The 15,988-nt window shown below is 60.6% G+C and carries 14 protein-coding genes; 10 read left to right on the forward strand and 4 right to left on the reverse strand.

All coding sequences use genetic code 11. The annotated features are described in order from the left end of the window. Nucleotides 1–226: 226 nt before the first annotated feature. From L8H52_RS29635 to rpmE, 3 genes are all read right to left on the reverse strand, one after another. The gene (locus L8H52_RS29635) at nt 227–1,495 is read right to left on the reverse strand and encodes a malic enzyme-like NAD(P)-binding protein (RefSeq protein ID WP_064117089.1); all 1,269 of its coding nucleotides are present in this window, start codon (nt 1,493–1,495) and stop codon (nt 227–229) included. Between the two features lie 183 nt (nt 1,496–1,678). Continuing rightward, nucleotides 1,679–2,479 (reverse strand): thermonuclease family protein, encoded by an 801-nt coding sequence (locus L8H52_RS29640; protein WP_242210087.1) that lies wholly within the window; start codon nt 2,477–2,479, stop codon nt 1,679–1,681. A 14-nt stretch (nt 2,480–2,493) separates the two neighbouring features. Continuing rightward, nucleotides 2,494–2,721 carry a 50S ribosomal protein L31 gene (gene rpmE / locus L8H52_RS29645; RefSeq protein WP_016984589.1) on the reverse strand — a complete coding sequence of 76 codons (228 nt, stop codon included), beginning with the start codon at nt 2,719–2,721 and terminating at the stop codon, nt 2,494–2,496. A gap of 288 nt (nt 2,722–3,009) precedes the next feature. Here rpmE and L8H52_RS29650 point away from each other — a divergent pair, with 288 nt between their 5' ends. Next, complete coding sequence (locus L8H52_RS29650) at nt 3,010–5,229, forward strand: primosomal protein N' (RefSeq protein ID WP_242210086.1); 2,220 nt, start codon at nt 3,010–3,012, stop codon at nt 5,227–5,229. A 93-nt stretch (nt 5,230–5,322) separates the two neighbouring features. Here the strand turns inward: L8H52_RS29650 and L8H52_RS30480 are convergent, their stop codons facing one another. Next, on the reverse strand, nt 5,323–5,445 hold the full coding sequence (locus L8H52_RS30480; RefSeq protein WP_256579857.1) for a hypothetical protein: 123 nt from the start codon (nt 5,443–5,445) through the stop codon (nt 5,323–5,325). Here L8H52_RS30480 and argS point away from each other — a divergent pair. From argS to L8H52_RS29695, 9 genes are all read left to right on the forward strand, one after another. Next, on the forward strand, nt 5,444–7,180 hold the full coding sequence (gene argS, locus L8H52_RS29655; protein WP_242210085.1) for an arginine--tRNA ligase: 1,737 nt from the start codon (nt 5,444–5,446) through the stop codon (nt 7,178–7,180). The two genes, L8H52_RS30480 and argS, sit on opposite strands and share 2 nt — an antisense overlap. Nucleotide 7,181: 1 nt before the next feature. Then, a complete protein-coding gene (locus tag L8H52_RS29660) occupies nt 7,182–7,898 on the forward strand; it encodes an SPOR domain-containing protein (protein WP_007909385.1) in 717 nt (238 codons plus the stop codon). Nucleotides 7,899–8,131: 233 nt separating this feature from the next. Further along, nucleotides 8,132–8,662, forward strand: coding sequence for an ATP-dependent protease subunit HslV (gene hslV / locus L8H52_RS29665; RefSeq protein ID WP_003186641.1), 531 nt, complete (start codon nt 8,132–8,134; stop codon nt 8,660–8,662). A 55-nt stretch (nt 8,663–8,717) separates the two neighbouring features. After that, the gene (gene hslU, locus L8H52_RS29670; RefSeq protein WP_242210084.1) at nt 8,718–10,055 is read left to right on the forward strand and encodes an ATP-dependent protease ATPase subunit HslU; all 1,338 of its coding nucleotides are present in this window, start codon (nt 8,718–8,720) and stop codon (nt 10,053–10,055) included. 143 nt (nt 10,056–10,198) lie between these two features. After that, a complete protein-coding gene (locus L8H52_RS29675) occupies nt 10,199–10,570 on the forward strand; it encodes a DUF971 domain-containing protein (RefSeq protein WP_242210083.1) in 372 nt (123 codons plus the stop codon). Between the two features lie 257 nt (nt 10,571–10,827). Next, complete coding sequence (gene phaC, locus L8H52_RS29680; RefSeq protein WP_099757773.1) at nt 10,828–12,507, forward strand: class II poly(R)-hydroxyalkanoic acid synthase; 1,680 nt, start codon at nt 10,828–10,830, stop codon at nt 12,505–12,507. A 146-nt stretch (nt 12,508–12,653) separates the two neighbouring features. Further along, complete coding sequence (phaZ, locus tag L8H52_RS29685; RefSeq protein ID WP_034152967.1) at nt 12,654–13,508, forward strand: poly(3-hydroxyalkanoate) depolymerase; 855 nt, start codon at nt 12,654–12,656, stop codon at nt 13,506–13,508. 139 nt (nt 13,509–13,647) lie between these two features. Then, on the forward strand, nt 13,648–15,330 hold the full coding sequence (gene phaC, locus L8H52_RS29690; RefSeq protein WP_242210082.1) for a class II poly(R)-hydroxyalkanoic acid synthase: 1,683 nt from the start codon (nt 13,648–13,650) through the stop codon (nt 15,328–15,330). A gap of 30 nt (nt 15,331–15,360) precedes the next feature. Continuing rightward, a complete protein-coding gene (locus tag L8H52_RS29695; protein WP_242210081.1) occupies nt 15,361–15,981 on the forward strand; it encodes a TetR/AcrR family transcriptional regulator in 621 nt (206 codons plus the stop codon). The last annotated feature ends 7 nt before the right edge of the window (nt 15,982–15,988 follow it).

Consider the following 15,988-nt stretch of genomic DNA (forward strand, 5'->3'; position numbering starts at 1 on the left):
TAAGGGAGAGGGGACTGACCGTGAGTAATTCGCGAGATACGCCGACCTGAAAGCGCATCAGCGCCTATGGATTCAACCCAACACTTTCAGGTCGGCGTCACTCCCCAGCATCCCCCAATCAGTCCCCTCTCCCTCCGGGAGAGGGCTAGGGTGAGGGTTGCTTTTGACCCACAAAAAAGCCCCGACTTTCACGAGCCGGGGCTTTTGCTTGAAGCGCTACAACGACTTAGCCGTTGAACACGTCATCCACGCTTTTCAGCGGGTAGTTCTTCGGATACGGCAGGGTCGCCACACCAGTCTCGATCGCGGCCTTGGCCACAGCGTCGGAGATCAGAGTGATCAGGCGCTTGTCCATTGGCTTCGGAATGATGTACTCACGGCCGAATTCCAGCGGCGCACCGCCGTAGGCATCGCACACGTCCTGTGGAACAGGCAGCTTGGCCAGTTCACGCAGGGCGTTGGCCGCAGCCACTTTCATTTCTTCGTTGATGCGCTTGGCGCGAACGTCCAGGGCACCACGGAAGATGAACGGGAAGCCCAGTACGTTGTTGACCTGGTTCGGGTAGTCCGAACGGCCGGTGGCCATGATCACGTCGCTACGGGTAGCGTGCGCCAGCTCCGGGGAGATTTCCGGATCCGGGTTCGAGCAGGCGAACACGATCGGGTTGGCCGCCATCGACAACAGGCCTTCAGCGCTCAGCAGGTTCGGGCCGGACAGACCGACGAACACGTCAGCGCCCGCCAGTGCGTCAGCCAGGCTGCGCTTGTCGGTGGCGTGAGCGAATACGGCTTTGTACTGGTTCAGGTCGTCACGGCCGGAGTGGATCACGCCGGTACGGTCAACCATGAAGATGTTTTCGATGCGAGCGCCCATGCTCACCAGCAGTTTCATGCAGGAGATGGCCGCAGCGCCGGCGCCCAGGCAAACAATCTTGGCTTCTGGCAGGGTTTTGCCAGCGATTTCCAGAGCGTTGATCATGCCCGCAGCAGTTACGATCGCAGTACCGTGCTGGTCATCGTGGAATACCGGAATGTCGCACTGCTCGATCAGAGCACGTTCGATCTCAAAGCACTCTGGCGCCTTGATGTCTTCCAGGTTGATGCCACCGAAGGTGATGGAGATGCGTTTTACGGTGTCGATGAAGGCTTGCGGGCTTTCGGAGTCGACTTCGATGTCGAACACGTCGATGCCGGCGAAGCGCTTGAACAGAACGCCTTTACCTTCCATCACTGGCTTGGAAGCCAATGGACCGAGGTTGCCCAGGCCGAGAATCGCGGTGCCATCGGAAATGACTGCAACCAGGTTGCCCTTGCCGGTGTATTTGTAGGCCAGTTCAGGATCGCGAGCGATCTCACGCACTGGTTCAGCTACGCCGGGGCTGTACGCCAGCGACAAGTCGCGAGCGGTAGCAGTGGCCTTGGTGAGCTCGACACTCAGCTTCCCTGGACGAGGATTGGCATGATATTCGAGAGCGGCAGTTTTCAGATCAGACATTTTGGCATTCCGCTTTTTACTGTTGGACAGACTGGTCAGCGAGGATACGCGCCTCTCAAAGTCCCCACAAGACTGAGCAGTCACCCCTGTCAAGCGCCCTGCCCTAAGACTTTGGGCCAAGAGCCACGGCGCACAAGGGCTTGACTGTTCACAATCAACAGAAAAAATGTCTACAATTTTTCTTCAGCGCGGCGATTGCAACATCGATGGATCGGTCAGCGGAAGCAGCCAACGCGACTGTCCGGATTGCAATCCGCCGCGTCGGGATCGATCAACGATCCAGCCGCGCGCCTCGATCTGCTTGCCCTTCAGTCCCCGCAACCTGGCATTGTCGAATTGTCCGACCAGATTGGGTGCAACGCGCAATACAAGCGCGCCCTGCAACTCGATCCAGATTCCGCCGCGATTGCGCTGAACCTTGCTCACACGTCCACTGACCACGGCGAAACCCGAGCGCTGGATCTGCTCCGCTTTCAGTACAGGTGATTGCCTCCAAACGCCTAGCCCGGCCTTTCGCGCAATGCGTTCGGCGGCTTGCTGGCAGGTGACAAGATCGACATTCGGCGCGACCGCGACCTGAAAACCGAGGCCATCGGCAAGCATTTGCGCTTCGAGATTGGCGCCACTGGCGTTGTAAATGTGCGCCAGCGTACGCCCGTAGTGGTCTTTGGCTTGCTTGCCGGGGCGCAAACCGACCCGGCCGCTGCTGGCATCGACCAAGGATTGCAAGCGCTTGCGTGCCGCTACAGCAAACGGTTCGTCGCTGCGGCCCTGCTTGCCCAGTTCAGGTGTATTGAGGCCGATCATCCGTACGCTGCGACCATCGCTCAGGCGCAGCGTATCGCCATCGACCACACGCTGCACGACGACGCTGGTCAGTCCCGAAGGCGCCGGGCAAAAGGCCTGAGCGCCGGAAAGCCAAATCGCAGACACAAAAAAGGCGCCCGCGAGGGACGCCTTTTTCAGCAACGAGGAAAAGCCCACCGGGCCCTTCAACCTTACTCTGCAGCAGCAGGTTTCTTGCCGAAAGCACCGAAACGGTCTGCGAAGCGCTGAACGCGGCCGCCAGTGTCCAGAGTCTTCTGCTTACCGGTGTAGAACGGGTGGCATTCGTTGCAAACGTCGATTGGCAGAGCTTTGCCGAAAGTCGAACGGGTTTCGAACTTGTTGCCACAGCTGCAGGTAACAGCGATGACTGGGTAATTCGGGTGGATATCAGCTTTCATGGTGTCTTCCTCAGCTAGCGTGCCGCCATCCAACACTATTGTTGAATACCGCACGTAATTAGGCCGCGGATTCTACCAGACCTTTTCAATCACGCAAGCTGTCACCGAGACCGACCGTCTGCTAGGCTCCCGGCCCATTGCACTGCCCCTGTGGGAGCGAGCCTGCTCGCGAAGACGATCTACCGGCCAGCATCTTCGTCGCCTGACACACCGCTTTCGCGAGCAGGCTCGCTCCCACAGGTTATGTACGCAGTCCTTTTAATCGTCTGTTGATCGAGATCCCCCCGCGTGCCCGACGCCATTCTGCGCCTCGCCCTGCCTTCGCCCCTGCGCCGCCTGTTCGACTATCGGGCGCCGGCCGGCGTGCTGCGCGAGCAACTGCAGCCGGGCATGCGCCTGCGGGTGCCGTTCGGCCGGCGCGAGATGATCGGCGTTCTAGTCGAGATCACCGACACCAGCGAAGTGCCGGTGGAGAAACTCAAACCGGCGCTGGCCCTGCTTGACACCACACCGCCGCTGCCACCCGCGCTATTCAAACTGTGCCTGTGGACGTCGCAGTATTATCAGCACAGCCTCGGCGACACCCTGAGCTGGGCGCTGCCGGTACTGTTGCGGCAGGGCGAATTGGCTGAAGCTCGACAGGAACGCTTCTGGTCGATCACTCCCGGCGCCAGCCTTGAAGATCCGCGCATTGCCCGCGCCCCGCGCCAGCGTGAAGCTTTGGCGACACTGGCTCAGCATCCCCATGGTGTCGCTCATCAACTGTTAAGCAAACTGATGCTGAGCAAGGACAGCCTCGACTTGCTGCTGGCGAAAAATCTGGTGCAAGTAGAGATCCGTCGCCACGCACCGGGGGCACGCCACGAACACTGGCTGGCGCAACCGGAATTGCCGCTGAACACCGAACAGCGCGCCGCCTACGAAGCGATTCGCGCCGGTTTCGACAGTTATCACGCGTTCCTGCTGGCCGGCGTCACCGGCAGCGGCAAGACCGAAGTCTATTTGCAACTGATCCGCGAAACCCTCGAAGCCGGCAAACAGGCGCTGGTGCTGATCCCGGAGATCAACCTCGGCCCGCAAACCCTGGCGCGCTTCGAGCAGCGCTTCAACGCGCGCATCGCCCTGCTGCATTCGGCGGTCAATGACCGCGAGCGCCTCGACGCTTGGCTCGCTGCCCGCGATGGCGAGGCCGACATTATTATCGGCACCCGCTCGGCGCTGTTCACGCCGATGAAGAACCCCGGGCTGATCATTATCGATGAAGAGCACGACGGCTCTTATAAACAGCAGGAAGGTTTGCGCTATCACGCGCGCGATCTGGCGCTGGTGCGCGCGCGCCAGGAAAATATCCCGATCGTGCTGGGTTCCGCGACGCCATCGCTGGAAAGTCTGCACAACGCCTACACCGGTCGTTACGGGCTCTTGCGTCTGAACGAGCGCGCCGGTGGCGCCAAGCAGCCGCGCTTCCTGCGTCTGGATGTGAAAAGCCGTCCGCTGGACAGTGGGATTTCCGGACCGATGCAGCAAGCCATAGGCCAGACCCTCGCCAATGGGCAACAGGTGCTGGTGTTCCTCAACCGTCGCGGTTTCGCGCCGACGTTGCTGTGCCACGACTGCGGCTGGATGTCCGAGTGCTCGCGCTGTGACGCGCGAATGACTGTGCACCAACGCTACGGCGAGCTTCGCTGCCACCACTGCGGCTATGTCGAACGCACGCCGCGCCAGTGCCCGAAGTGCAACAAGGTTGATTTGCGGCCCGTGGGTGCTGGCACCGAGCGCGCCGAAGAGCGATTGGCAATTCTGTTCCCCGATTATCCGGTGCTGCGCGTCGACCGCGACAGCACGTCACGCAAGGACGCGATGAATCAATTGTTCGCGACGATCCAGAAGGGTCAGCCGTGCATTCTGGTCGGCACGCAAATGTTGGCGAAAGGGCACCATTTTCCCCGAGTGACGCTGGTGTCGATCCTCGATGCTGACGGCGGTTTGTTCTCCGGCGACTTCCGCGCCAGCGAGCGCATGGCGCAGTTGATCGTGCAGGTCGCAGGTCGCGCCGGACGGGCGGAGGAGCCGGGCAAGGTAATTATCCAGACCCACCTCGCCGACCATCCTTTATTGGTGCAACTCACCGAACAAGGCTATTTCGCCTTTGCCGAGCAGGCCTTGAGCGAGCGCCGGGCCGCCGGACTGCCGCCGTTTGCGCATCTGGCGCTGTTGCGTGCCGAAGCGCACAAGCCGGGGCAGGCGGAAGGTTTTCTCGATGAGGCGTGCAGCGAGGCTGAGCGCCTGTTGGCAGAACAGAATCTGAGCGGGATTGAATTGCTTGGACCAGTGCCGGCACCAATGGAACGCCGAGCGGGCCGATATCGCGCACAGTTGTTGTTGCAGGCGACGGCGCGGGCGCCCCTGCACCGGTTGCTGGCGAGCTGGCTGCTGGTGCTGGAGCAGATGCCGAGCGGGCGGGCCGTGCGCTGGTCGTTGGATGTCGATCCGGTCGATTTGTACTGAAGATCATAAGATCGCAGCCTGCGGCGGCTCCTACAGAGTTAATCGCATTTACCTGTAGGAGTTGCCGCAGGCTGCGATCTTTTGCCTTTAATGTCACCACATATCCATAAGCTGCCTGCTAAGGTTGGCAAGCCCGTCTTCGCAACGGATAATGCCCAGTTTTTCCACCCGCGCATCGATGCGCCCGCCGCGCTTGCGGTCGAAAGAGAAGACCATGAAAGACACCATTCGCCAGCTGATCCAACAAGCCCTCACCCAACTCGTCAACGAAGGTGTGTTGCCTGAAGGCCTGACGCCGGCGATCCAGGTGGAGAACGCCCGTGACAAGACCCACGGCGACTTCGCCAGCAACATCGCGATGATGCTGGCCAAGCCTGCGGGCATGAAGCCGCGCGATCTGGCGGAAAAAATCATCGCCGCGCTGCCGGCTGACGAAAACGTCACCAAGGCCGAAATCGCCGGCCCGGGCTTCATCAATTTCTTCCAGAACACTCAGGCACTGGCTTCGCGCCTCGACGCCGCACTGGCCGACGCTCACGTTGGCGTACGCAAAGCAGGCCCGGCGCAGCGCACCGTGGTCGACCTGTCGGCACCGAACCTGGCCAAGGAGATGCACGTCGGCCACTTGCGCTCGACCATTATCGGTGACGGTGTTGCACGCGTACTCGAATTCCTCGGCGACGAAGTGATCCGTCAGAACCACGTCGGCGACTGGGGCACCCAGTTCGGCATGCTGATGGCCTATTTGCAGGAAAACCCGATCACCAGCGACGAGCTGTCTGACCTGGAAAACTTCTACCGCGCCGCCAAGCAGCGCTTCGACGAATCCGCAGAGTTCGCCGACCGCGCACGTGGCCTGGTGGTCAAGTTGCAGGCCGGCGATGCCGAGTGCCTGGCGCTGTGGACCAAGTTCAAGGACATCTCGCTGTCGCACTGCCAGAAGATCTACGAACTGCTCAACGTCAAACTGACCATGGCCGACGTGATGGGCGAAAGCGCCTATAACGACGACCTGATCAACGTGGTCAACGACCTGAAGGCCGCTGGCATGCTGGTCGAGAGCAACGGCGCGCAGTGCGTGTTCCTCGACGAGTTCAAGAACGCCGACGGCGACCCGCTGCCGGTGATCATCGTCAAGGCTGATGGCGGCTACCTGTACGCCACCACTGACCTGGCGGCCGTGCGCTACCGCAGCGGCAAACTGAAAGCCGATCGCGCGCTGTATTTCGTCGATCAACGTCAGGCCCTGCACTTCCAGCAAGTGTTCGCCGTGGCGCGCAAGGCCGGTTTTGTGACCCATCCGATGGAGATGGAACACATGGGCTTCGGCACCATGAACGGCGCCGATGGCCGTCCGTTCAAGACCCGTGACGGCGGCACCGTGAAGCTGATCGACCTGCTGACCGAAGCGCAGGAACGTGCCTATAACCTGGTGAAAGAGAAAAACCCGGAGCTGGCCGAAGACGAGCTGCGCAACATCGCCAAAGTCGTCGGCATCGGCGCGGTGAAATACGCCGATTTGTCGAAGCACCGCACCAGCGACTACAGCTTCAACTTCGACCTGATGCTGAATTTCGAAGGCAACACCGCACCGTACCTGCTTTACGCTTACACCCGCGTGGCCGGTGTGTTCCGCAAGCTGGGCAAGGATTTCAGCGAAGTCGACGGTCAAATCGTTCTCGAAGCCGAGCACGAACTCGAACTGGCGGCGAAACTGGCGCAGTTCGGCGAAGTGCTGAACAACGTGTCCGACAAAGGCACGCCGCACATTCTCTGCACCTACCTGTATGACGTTGCCGGTCTGTTCTCCAGCTTCTACGAGAACTGCCCGATCCTCGCCGCCGAAACGCCGGCCCAAATGCAGAGCCGTCTGCGTCTGGCCGCGCTGACCGGTCGCACCCTCAAGCAAGGCCTGGAGCTGTTGGGTCTGGAAACTCTGGAGCGTATGTAAGTTGGCTGCCAAGAAAAAACCTGCACCCAAGCGTGGCGCCAGCCGTTACCAAGCTCCTGCGAAGCAACCGATCCCGGGCTGGCTGTGGATGGCCATCGGCCTGACGGTCGGCGCGTTCATCGTGTTTCTGATGAAGCTGGAGCCGGGCAAGGGCAGCGACACGGTCAAGCGTGAGAAGGTCGAACAGGCGCAACAGCAGAAAGCGTCGAAGATTGCCGAGGCCAACAAGACCCCGCCGAGCCCGACGCAACCGGTGAAGCCGAAATACGACTTCTACACCTTGCTGCCGGAATCGGAAGTGATCGTGCCGCCGGACGCCGTGCCGGAGAAGACCTTGCCGACGCCACAAGTGCCGGCCATCCCGACCACACCGGTGACCCCGGCAGAAGCGGCGAAGATCGACACCGCGCGCGCTCAGGCCGCACTGGCCGGGATTACTCCACCGCCAGCGCCACCAGTGAGCAAAGCGGCGCCGGTGACCAAGTTCTTCCTGCAGGCCGGTTCGTTCCGCAAGGAAACCGATGCCGACAAAGTCCGCGCGCAGATCATTCTGCTCGGTCAGGCGGTCGCGGTTGAGTCCGGCACGGTGAAGGATGAAACCTGGTATCGCGTACTCGTCGGCCCGTTCAGTAACCGCGAACAACTGACCACCGCACAGAAACAACTGGCCGGCGCCGGCTTCAGCAACCTGTTGTTACAACAACGCCAGAGCCGCTGATTTCGTCAGTAGCACCGCGTCATCGTTCTTCGCGAGCAAGCTCGCTCCCACAGGCTATGCGCTGTTCCTGTGGGAGCGAGCCTGCTCGCGAAGGCGCCTTATCAAGCACTAGATCCCCCCGATCAACCACCCGCCGTTCGTCCCTCCGCACCCTGCCCGGTTGAAATCCTCTCCAGCACCCCCATATGAATGGGCATAAGGCACTTTCGCCCCGCTGTGTGGAGACTCTTCCCTTGACCACCATCGTTTCAGTCCGCCGTCACGGCAAAGTCGTCATGGGCGGCGACGGCCAGGTTTCTCTCGGCAATACCGTGATGAAAGGCAACGCGAAAAAAGTTCGTCGCCTGTACCACGGTCAGGTCATCGCCGGTTTTGCCGGTGCCACCGCCGACGCCTTTACCCTCTTCGAACGTTTCGAAGGCCAGCTTGAAAAACATCAGGGCCACCTGGTGCGCGCCGCTGTCGAACTCGCCAAAGAATGGCGCACCGACCGCTCCCTGAGCCGCCTCGAAGCGATGCTCGCGGTCGCCAACAAAGACGCCTCGCTGATCATCACCGGCAACGGTGACGTGGTCGAACCCGAAGATGGCCTGATCGCCATGGGTTCCGGCGGCGCCTATGCGCAGGCCGCCGCCAGCGCCCTGCTGAAAAAGACCGACCTGTCGGCCCGCGAAATCGTCGAAACCGCGCTCGGTATCGCCGGCGACATCTGTGTATTCACCAACCACACTCAGACCATTGAGGAGCAGGATCTCGCCGAATAAGCCTGTCTTGGCCACCGTGCCACGGCTTGTTTGTGCTTGAGGACCGTCAACTACTATGTCCATGACTCCCCGCGAAATCGTCCACGAACTCAACCGCCACATCATCGGCCAGGACGATGCCAAGCGCGCCGTCGCGATTGCCCTGCGCAACCGCTGGCGCCGCATGCAGCTGCCTGAAGAGCTGCGCGTTGAAGTGACGCCGAAGAACATTCTGATGATCGGCCCGACCGGTGTCGGTAAAACCGAAATCGCCCGTCGCCTGGCGAAACTCGCCAACGCGCCGTTCATCAAGGTCGAAGCGACCAAGTTCACCGAAGTCGGCTACGTTGGCCGTGACGTCGAATCGATCATCCGTGATCTGGCCGACGCCGCGATCAAGATGCTCCGCGAGCAGGAAATGAGCCGCGTGCGTCACCGCGCCGAAGACGCTGCCGAGGATCGCATCCTCGACGCGCTGCTGCCGCCGGCCCGCATGGGCTTCAGCAATGAAGAAGCGCCGAGCTCCGATTCCAACACCCGTCAGCTGTTCCGCAAGCGCCTGCGCGAAGGTCAGCTGGACGACAAGGAAATCGAGATCGAAGTCGCTGAAGTTGCCGGCATCGAAATCGCCACGCCGCCCGGCATGGAAGAGATGACCAACCAGTTGCAGTCGCTGTTCGCCAACATGGGCAAGGGCAAAAAGAAAGCGCGCAAGCTCAAGGTCAAAGAAGCGCTGAAGCTGGTGCGCGACGAAGAAGCCGGGCGTCTGGTCAACGAAGAAGAGCTGAAAGCCAAGGCGCTGGAAGCGGTTGAACAGCACGGCATCGTGTTCATCGACGAGATCGACAAAGTCGCCAAGCGCGGCAACGTCGGCGGCGCCGATGTTTCCCGTGAAGGCGTACAGCGCGACCTGCTGCCGCTGATTGAAGGCTGCACCGTCAACACCAAGCTGGGGATGGTCAAGACTGACCACATCCTGTTCATCGCCTCCGGCGCGTTCCACCTGAGCAAGCCGAGTGATCTGGTGCCTGAACTGCAGGGCCGTCTGCCGATTCGCGTCGAACTCAAAGCCCTGAGCCCGGAAGACTTCGAGCGCATCCTCAGCGAACCGCACGCCTCGCTCACCGAGCAATACTGCGCGCTGCTGAAAACCGAAGGCCTGAACATCCAGTTCCAGCCCGAAGGCATCAAGCGTCTGGCGGAGATCGCCTGGCAGGTCAACGAGAAGACCGAGAACATCGGTGCCCGTCGTCTGCACACACTGCTTGAGCGTCTGCTCGAAGAGGTATCGTTCAGCGCCGGCGATCTGGCCAGCACCCATGACGAGAAGCCGATTCTGATCGACGCCGAATACGTCAACAGCCACCTCGGCGAATTGGCGCAGAACGAAGACCTGTCCCGTTATATCCTGTAAGCCACTCTTACAGATGTAATGGAACTGTGGGAGCGAGCCTGCTCGCGAAGACGGCGGTACATTCAACCTTTGTGTTGGCTGAACCAACGCTTTCGCGAGCAGGCTCGCTCCCACAAGGTTCCGCACAAGACGGATACCTGCTCATGATCCCCACCGACATCAAACTGCACAAGGCCTCGAAAACCCTGACGCTCACTTACGCGTCCGGCGAGGAATACACCCTGCCCGCCGAATTCCTGCGCGTGCATTCCCCCTCCGCCGAGGTCCAGGGCCACGGCAAACCGATCCTGCAATTTGGCAAGATCAACGTCGGTCTGAGCAAGCTGGAACCGGCCGGTCACTACGCACTGAAACTGACCTTCGACGACGGTCACGACAGCGGTCTGTTCACGTGGGAATACCTCTACGAGCTGGGGCGACGTTATGACGCACTCTGGGCTGATTATCTGGCCGAGCTCAAAGCCGCCGGAAAAACCCGCGACCCGAACGAGTCGATCGTCAAGCTGATGCTCTAGCCCGAGCGTTGCGCTCATTAGAGGGCATTTTCTAAATTCATCTGTTTGAATGCTCCGCTGTGTGGCCGAGGATCGGCTGCTTGCGAAAAAAATTAAACTCGGGTAACCAATGGAGCTGGCAAGTTCCCTGCAGTGCTCTACGACTGTAAAGCAGCTATGCAGAATTAACGGTCACCCGAGCAGTAGTACCTGGCATTGGCTGTGGAACTGCACAGCAGAAAACCGGGTACTCGTCTCAGGACAATGGAGCGTCGTAGATGAGTAACAAGAATAACGATGACCTGAAGTACCAAGCCTCGGAAAACACCCTGGGGCTTAATCCCGTCGTTGGGCTACGCGGAAAGGATCTGCTGGCCTCTGCTCGCATGGTGCTGAAACAGGCCATCAAACAACCGATCCATAGCGTCAGGCACGTCACCCATTTCGGCCTCGAACTGAAGAACGTGCTGTTTGGCAAATCCGAACTGCAACCGGCTGGCGATGACCGTCGCTTCGCTGATCCTGCGTGGAGCCAGAACCCGCTCTACAAACGTTATCTGCAAACTTACCTGGCGTGGCGCAAGGAACTCCACGCCTGGATTGACGACAGCAGTCTCTCCCCCAAAGACATCGCGCGCGGCCATTTCGTCATCAACCTGATGACCGAAGCCATGGCCCCGACCAACACCGCCGCCAACCCGGCCGCGGTCAAACGCTTCTTCGAAACCGGCGGCAAGAGCCTGCTCGATGGCCTCTCGCACCTGGCCAAGGATCTGGTACACAACGGCGGCATGCCGAGTCAGGTCAACATGGGCGCGTTCGAAGTCGGCAAGAGTCTCGGCGTTACCGACGGCGCGGTGGTGTTTCGCAACGACGTGCTGGAGCTGATCCAGTACAAGCCGATCACCGAGCAAGTCCACGAGCGTCCATTGCTGGTGGTGCCGCCGCAGATCAACAAGTTCTACGTATTCGATTTGAGCCCGGACAAGAGTCTGGCGCGCTTCTGCCTGCGCAATAACGTGCAGACGTTCATCGTCAGCTGGCGCAACCCGACCAAGGCCCAGCGTGAGTGGGGCCTGTCGACCTATATCGATGCGCTGAAAGAAGCGGTCGATGTGGTCACCGCGATCACCGGCAGCAAAGACGTGAACATGCTCGGCGCCTGCTCCGGCGGCATCACCTGCACCGCCCTGCTCGGTCACTACGCGGCGATCGGCGAGAAGAAGGTCAATGCCCTCACGCTGCTGGTCAGCGTGCTCGACACGACGCTGGACAGCGACGTCGCCCTGTTCGTCGACGAGCAGACCCTGGAGACCGCCAAGCGCCACTCGTACCAGGCCGGCGTGCTTGAAGGCAAAGACATGGCCAAGGTCTTCGCGTGGATGCGCCCCAACGATCTGATCTGGAACTACTGGGTCAACAACTACCTGCTCGGCAACGAGCCGCCGGTGTTCGACATCCTGTTCTGGAACAACGACACCACACGCTTGCCGGCGGCGTTTCACGGCGACCTGATCGAGATGTTCAAAAACAACCCATTGATCCGCCCGAATGCACTGGAAGTGTGCGGCACGCCGATCGACCTCAAGCAGGTCACGGCCGATATCTTCTCGCTGGCCGGCACCAACGACCACATCACGCCGTGGAAGTCCTGCTACAAGTCGGCGCAGTTGTTCGGTGGCAAGGTCGAATTCGTGTTGTCGAGCAGCGGGCATATCCAGAGCATTCTGAACCCGCCGGGCAACCCGAAATCGCGCTACATGACCGGCGAAGAAATGGCCGCCAATGCCGATGAGTGGCAAGAGAACTCGACCAAGCACACCGATTCCTGGTGGCTGTACTGGCAGGCGTGGCAGGCCGAGCGCTCGGGCAACCTGAAAAAGGCCCCGCTGAAACTGGGCAACAAGGCGTATCCGGCCGGAGAAGCATCGCCGGGCACTTATGTACATGAGCGGTAACTGACACCACCCCGTCATTGTGGGAGCGAGCCTGCTCGCGAAAGCGCTCATGCAATCAACATTGATGTTGGCTGACACGACGCCTTCGCGAGCAGGCTCGCTCCCACAGGGGGCGGGGTGTACTTGAAATCCACAGGGCCTGAAGCATGCCGCAACCGTTCATATTCCGTACCGTCGATCTGGATGGTCAAACCCTCCGCACGGCGGTGCGCCCCGGCAAGCCTCACTTGACGCCCTTGCTGATTTTCAACGGCATCGGCGCCAACCTGGAGCTGGTGTTTCCGTTTGTCGCGGCGCTGGACCCGGATCTGGAAGTGATCGCCTTCGACGTGCCCGGTGTCGGCGGCTCGTCGACGCCGAACCGGCCATATCGTTTTCCCGGTCTGGCCAAGCTGACGTCGCGCATGCTCGATTATCTCGACTACGGGCAGGTCAACGTCATCGGCGTGTCGTGGGGCGGCGCACTTGCGCAGCAGTTCGCCTACGACTACCCCGAGCGCTGCAAGAAACTGGTGCTGGCGGCCACCGCTGCCGGTGCCGTGATGGTGCCGGGCAAACCGAAAGTGCTGTGGATGATGGCCAGTCCGCGGCGCTACATTCAGCCGTCCCACGTGATCCGTATCGCCCCGCTGATCTATGGCGGCTCGTTCCGCCGAGACCCGACCCTGGCGGCCAGCCACGCGGCGAAAGTCCGTTCGGCGGGCAAGCTCGGTTATTACTGGCAACTGTTCGCAGGCCTCGGCTGGACCAGCATTCACTGGCTGCACAAGATCCATCAGCCGACGCTGGTGCTGGCCGGCGACGACGATCCGCTGATCCCGCTGATCAACATGCGCATGCTCGCCTGGCGCATTCCCAACGCCCAATTGCACATTATCGACGACGGTCATCTGTTCCTGATCACCCGCGCCGAAGCGGTGGCGCCGATCATCATGAAGTTTCTCCAGGAGGAACGTCAGCGCGCGGTGATGCATCCGCATCCGACACCGCTCGGCGGTTAACCCCGGCGGCAGGCTTTATGCAGGCCTTTGGCAAAGAGTGCGCGGCAGGACGCCGCGCAGGCAGCAACCCGCAACAGCGTCTATGGTGTTCTGGTTCGGTGAGTTTGTTTTTGGCCTGAAGACGAAGGAGTGTTGAGTCATGCGCGACAAACCAGCGACGGGCGTGGTGCCCAGCCCCGCCGTGTTCATCAACGCACAAAGTGCGATTACCGGCCTGCGTGGGCGGGATTTGATTTCGACCTTGCGCAGCGTCGCCGCCCATGGCCTGCGCAACCCGATTCACAGTGCGAAGCACGCCTTGAAACTGGGTGGCCAACTGGGCCGCGTGCTACTCGGCGAAACCCTGCACCCGACCAATCCGAACGACAGCCGTTTCGCTGACCCGGCGTGGAGCCTCAATCCGTTCTACCGGCGCAGCCTGCAGGCGTATCTGGCCTGGCAGAAACAGGTCAAAAGCTGGATCGATGAAAGCAACATGAACGATGACGATCGCGCCCGCGCGCACTTCGCCTTCACCTTGCTCAACGACGCCGTGGCGCCATCGAACACCTTGCTCAACCCGCTGGCGGTCAAGGAGCTGTTCAACTCCGGCGGGCACAGTCTGGTGCGCGGCCTCAGTCATTTGTTCGATGATCTGCTGCACAACGACGGTTTGCCCCGTCAGGTGACCAAACAGGCTTTCGAGGTCGGCAAGACCGTCGCCACCACCACCGGCTCGGTGGTGTTTCGCAACGAGATGCTGGAGCTGATCCAGTACAAACCGATGAGCGAAAAGCAGTACGCCAAGCCGCTGCTGGTGGTGCCGCCGCAAATCAACAAGTACTACATTTTCGACCTCAGCCCGCAGAACAGCTTCGTCCAGTACGCACTGAAAAACGGCCTGCAGACCTTCATGATCAGCTGGCGTAATCCCGATGTGCGCCACCGCGAGTGGGGCCTGTCGACCTACGTCGAAGCCGTGGAAGAAGCGATGAACATCTGCCGGGCGATCACCGGTGCCCGCGAGGTCAACCTGATGGGCGCCTGCGCCGGCGGGCTGACCATCGCCGCGCTGCAAGGGCATTTGCAGGCCAAGCGGCAACTGCGCCGTGTCTCCAGCGCGACCTACCTGGTCAGCCTGCTCGACAGCCAGATCGAAACCCCGGCCACCCTCTTCGCCGACGAACAAACCCTCGAAGCCGCCAAGCGTCGCTCCTACCAGAAAGGCGTGCTCGACGGTCGCGACATGGCCAAGGTCTTCGCCTGGATGCGCCCCAACGATTTGATCTGGAGCTACTTCGTCAACAATTACCTGCTGGGCAAAGAGCCGCCGGCCTTCGACATCCTCTACTGGAACAACGACAACACCCGTCTGCCGGCGGCGTTTCACGGCGACCTGCTGGACTTCTTCAAGCACAACCCACTGACCCATCCGGGCGGGCTGGAAGTGTGCGGCACGCCGATCGACCTGCAGAAAGTCACCGTCGACAGCTTCAGCGTCGCCGGCATGAACGATCACATCACGCCGTGGGATGCGGTGTATCGCTCGACCCTGCTGCTCGGTGGCGAACGGCGTTTCGTGCTGTCCAACAGCGGCCACGTGCAGAGCATTCTCAACCCGCCGAGCAACCCGAAAGCCGCGTACATCGACAACTGCAAGATGAGCAGTGACCCACGCGCCTGGTACTACGACGGCAAGCACGTTGATGGCAGTTGGTGGCCGCAGTGGCTGGAATGGATTCAACAGCGCTCCGGTGCCCAGCACGAAACCACGTTTACCCTCGGCAATCCGAACTATCCACCGATGGAGGCCGCGCCCGGTACTTATGTGCGTGTGCGCTGACGCTCAACCGAACTTTTCTAAGAAGACTGGATGAAAACCCGCGACCGGATTCTCGAATGTGCTTTGCAATTGTTCAACGATAAGGGCGAGCCGAACGTCTCCACCATGGAGGTGGCCAACGAAATGGGGATCAGCCCGGGCAACCTCTACTACCACTTCCACGGCAAGGAACCGCTGATTCTTGGGTTGTTTGAACGCTTCCAGAATGAACTGGCGCCACTGCTCGATCCGCCGTCTGATGTGGAGTTGGCGCCGGAGGATTACTGGCTGTTTCTGCATTTGATTGTGGAGCGGCTGGCGCAGTACCGCTTCCTGTTTCAGGATCTGTCGAACCTGGCGGGGCGGTTGCCGAAACTGGCCAAGGGCATTCGGCATTTGCTCAATGCGCTGAAGCGCACGCTGGCGTCGTTGTTGGCGCGATTGAAGGCTGCGGGGCAGTTGGTCAGTGATACGCAGGCGTTGGGGCAGTTGGTCGAGCAGATCACCATGACGTTGCTGTTTTCGCTGGATTATCAGCGGATTCTGGATCGTGAGGGTGAGGTCAGGTTGGTGGTTTATCAGATCATGATGCTGGTGGCGCCGCATTTGTTGCCGCCGGTTAAGGTCGCGACCGAAAGGATGGCTCTGCAATACCTTGAAGATCACGACTGAAATCAAG

Source organism: Pseudomonas sp. CROZ-RG-20F-R04-15 (genome assembly GCF_022662375.1).
In the GTDB taxonomy this organism is placed as follows: Bacteria; Pseudomonadota; Gammaproteobacteria; order Pseudomonadales; family Pseudomonadaceae; genus Aquipseudomonas.

Excerpts from the sequence above, each read along its gene's own strand:
- L8H52_RS29635 (WP_064117089.1), bottom strand. The coding sequence starts at position 1,495 with ATGTCTGATCTGAAAACTGCCGCTCTCGAATATCATGCCAATCCTCGT.
- rpmE (WP_016984589.1), bottom strand. The coding sequence starts at position 2,721 with ATGAAAGCTGATATCCACCCGAATTACCCAGTCATCGCTGTTACCTGC.
- argS (WP_242210085.1), top strand. The coding sequence starts at position 5,444 with ATGAAAGACACCATTCGCCAGCTGATCCAACAAGCCCTCACCCAACTC.
- L8H52_RS30480 (WP_256579857.1), bottom strand. The coding sequence starts at position 5,445 with ATGGTCTTCTCTTTCGACCGCAAGCGCGGCGGGCGCATCGATGCGCGG.
- hslU (WP_242210084.1), top strand. The coding sequence starts at position 8,718 with ATGTCCATGACTCCCCGCGAAATCGTCCACGAACTCAACCGCCACATC.
- L8H52_RS29675 (WP_242210083.1), top strand. The coding sequence starts at position 10,199 with ATGATCCCCACCGACATCAAACTGCACAAGGCCTCGAAAACCCTGACG.
- phaC (WP_099757773.1), top strand. The coding sequence starts at position 10,828 with ATGAGTAACAAGAATAACGATGACCTGAAGTACCAAGCCTCGGAAAAC.
- phaZ (WP_034152967.1), top strand. The coding sequence starts at position 12,654 with ATGCCGCAACCGTTCATATTCCGTACCGTCGATCTGGATGGTCAAACC.
- phaC (WP_242210082.1), top strand. The coding sequence starts at position 13,648 with ATGCGCGACAAACCAGCGACGGGCGTGGTGCCCAGCCCCGCCGTGTTC.
- L8H52_RS29695 (WP_242210081.1), top strand. The coding sequence starts at position 15,361 with ATGAAAACCCGCGACCGGATTCTCGAATGTGCTTTGCAATTGTTCAAC.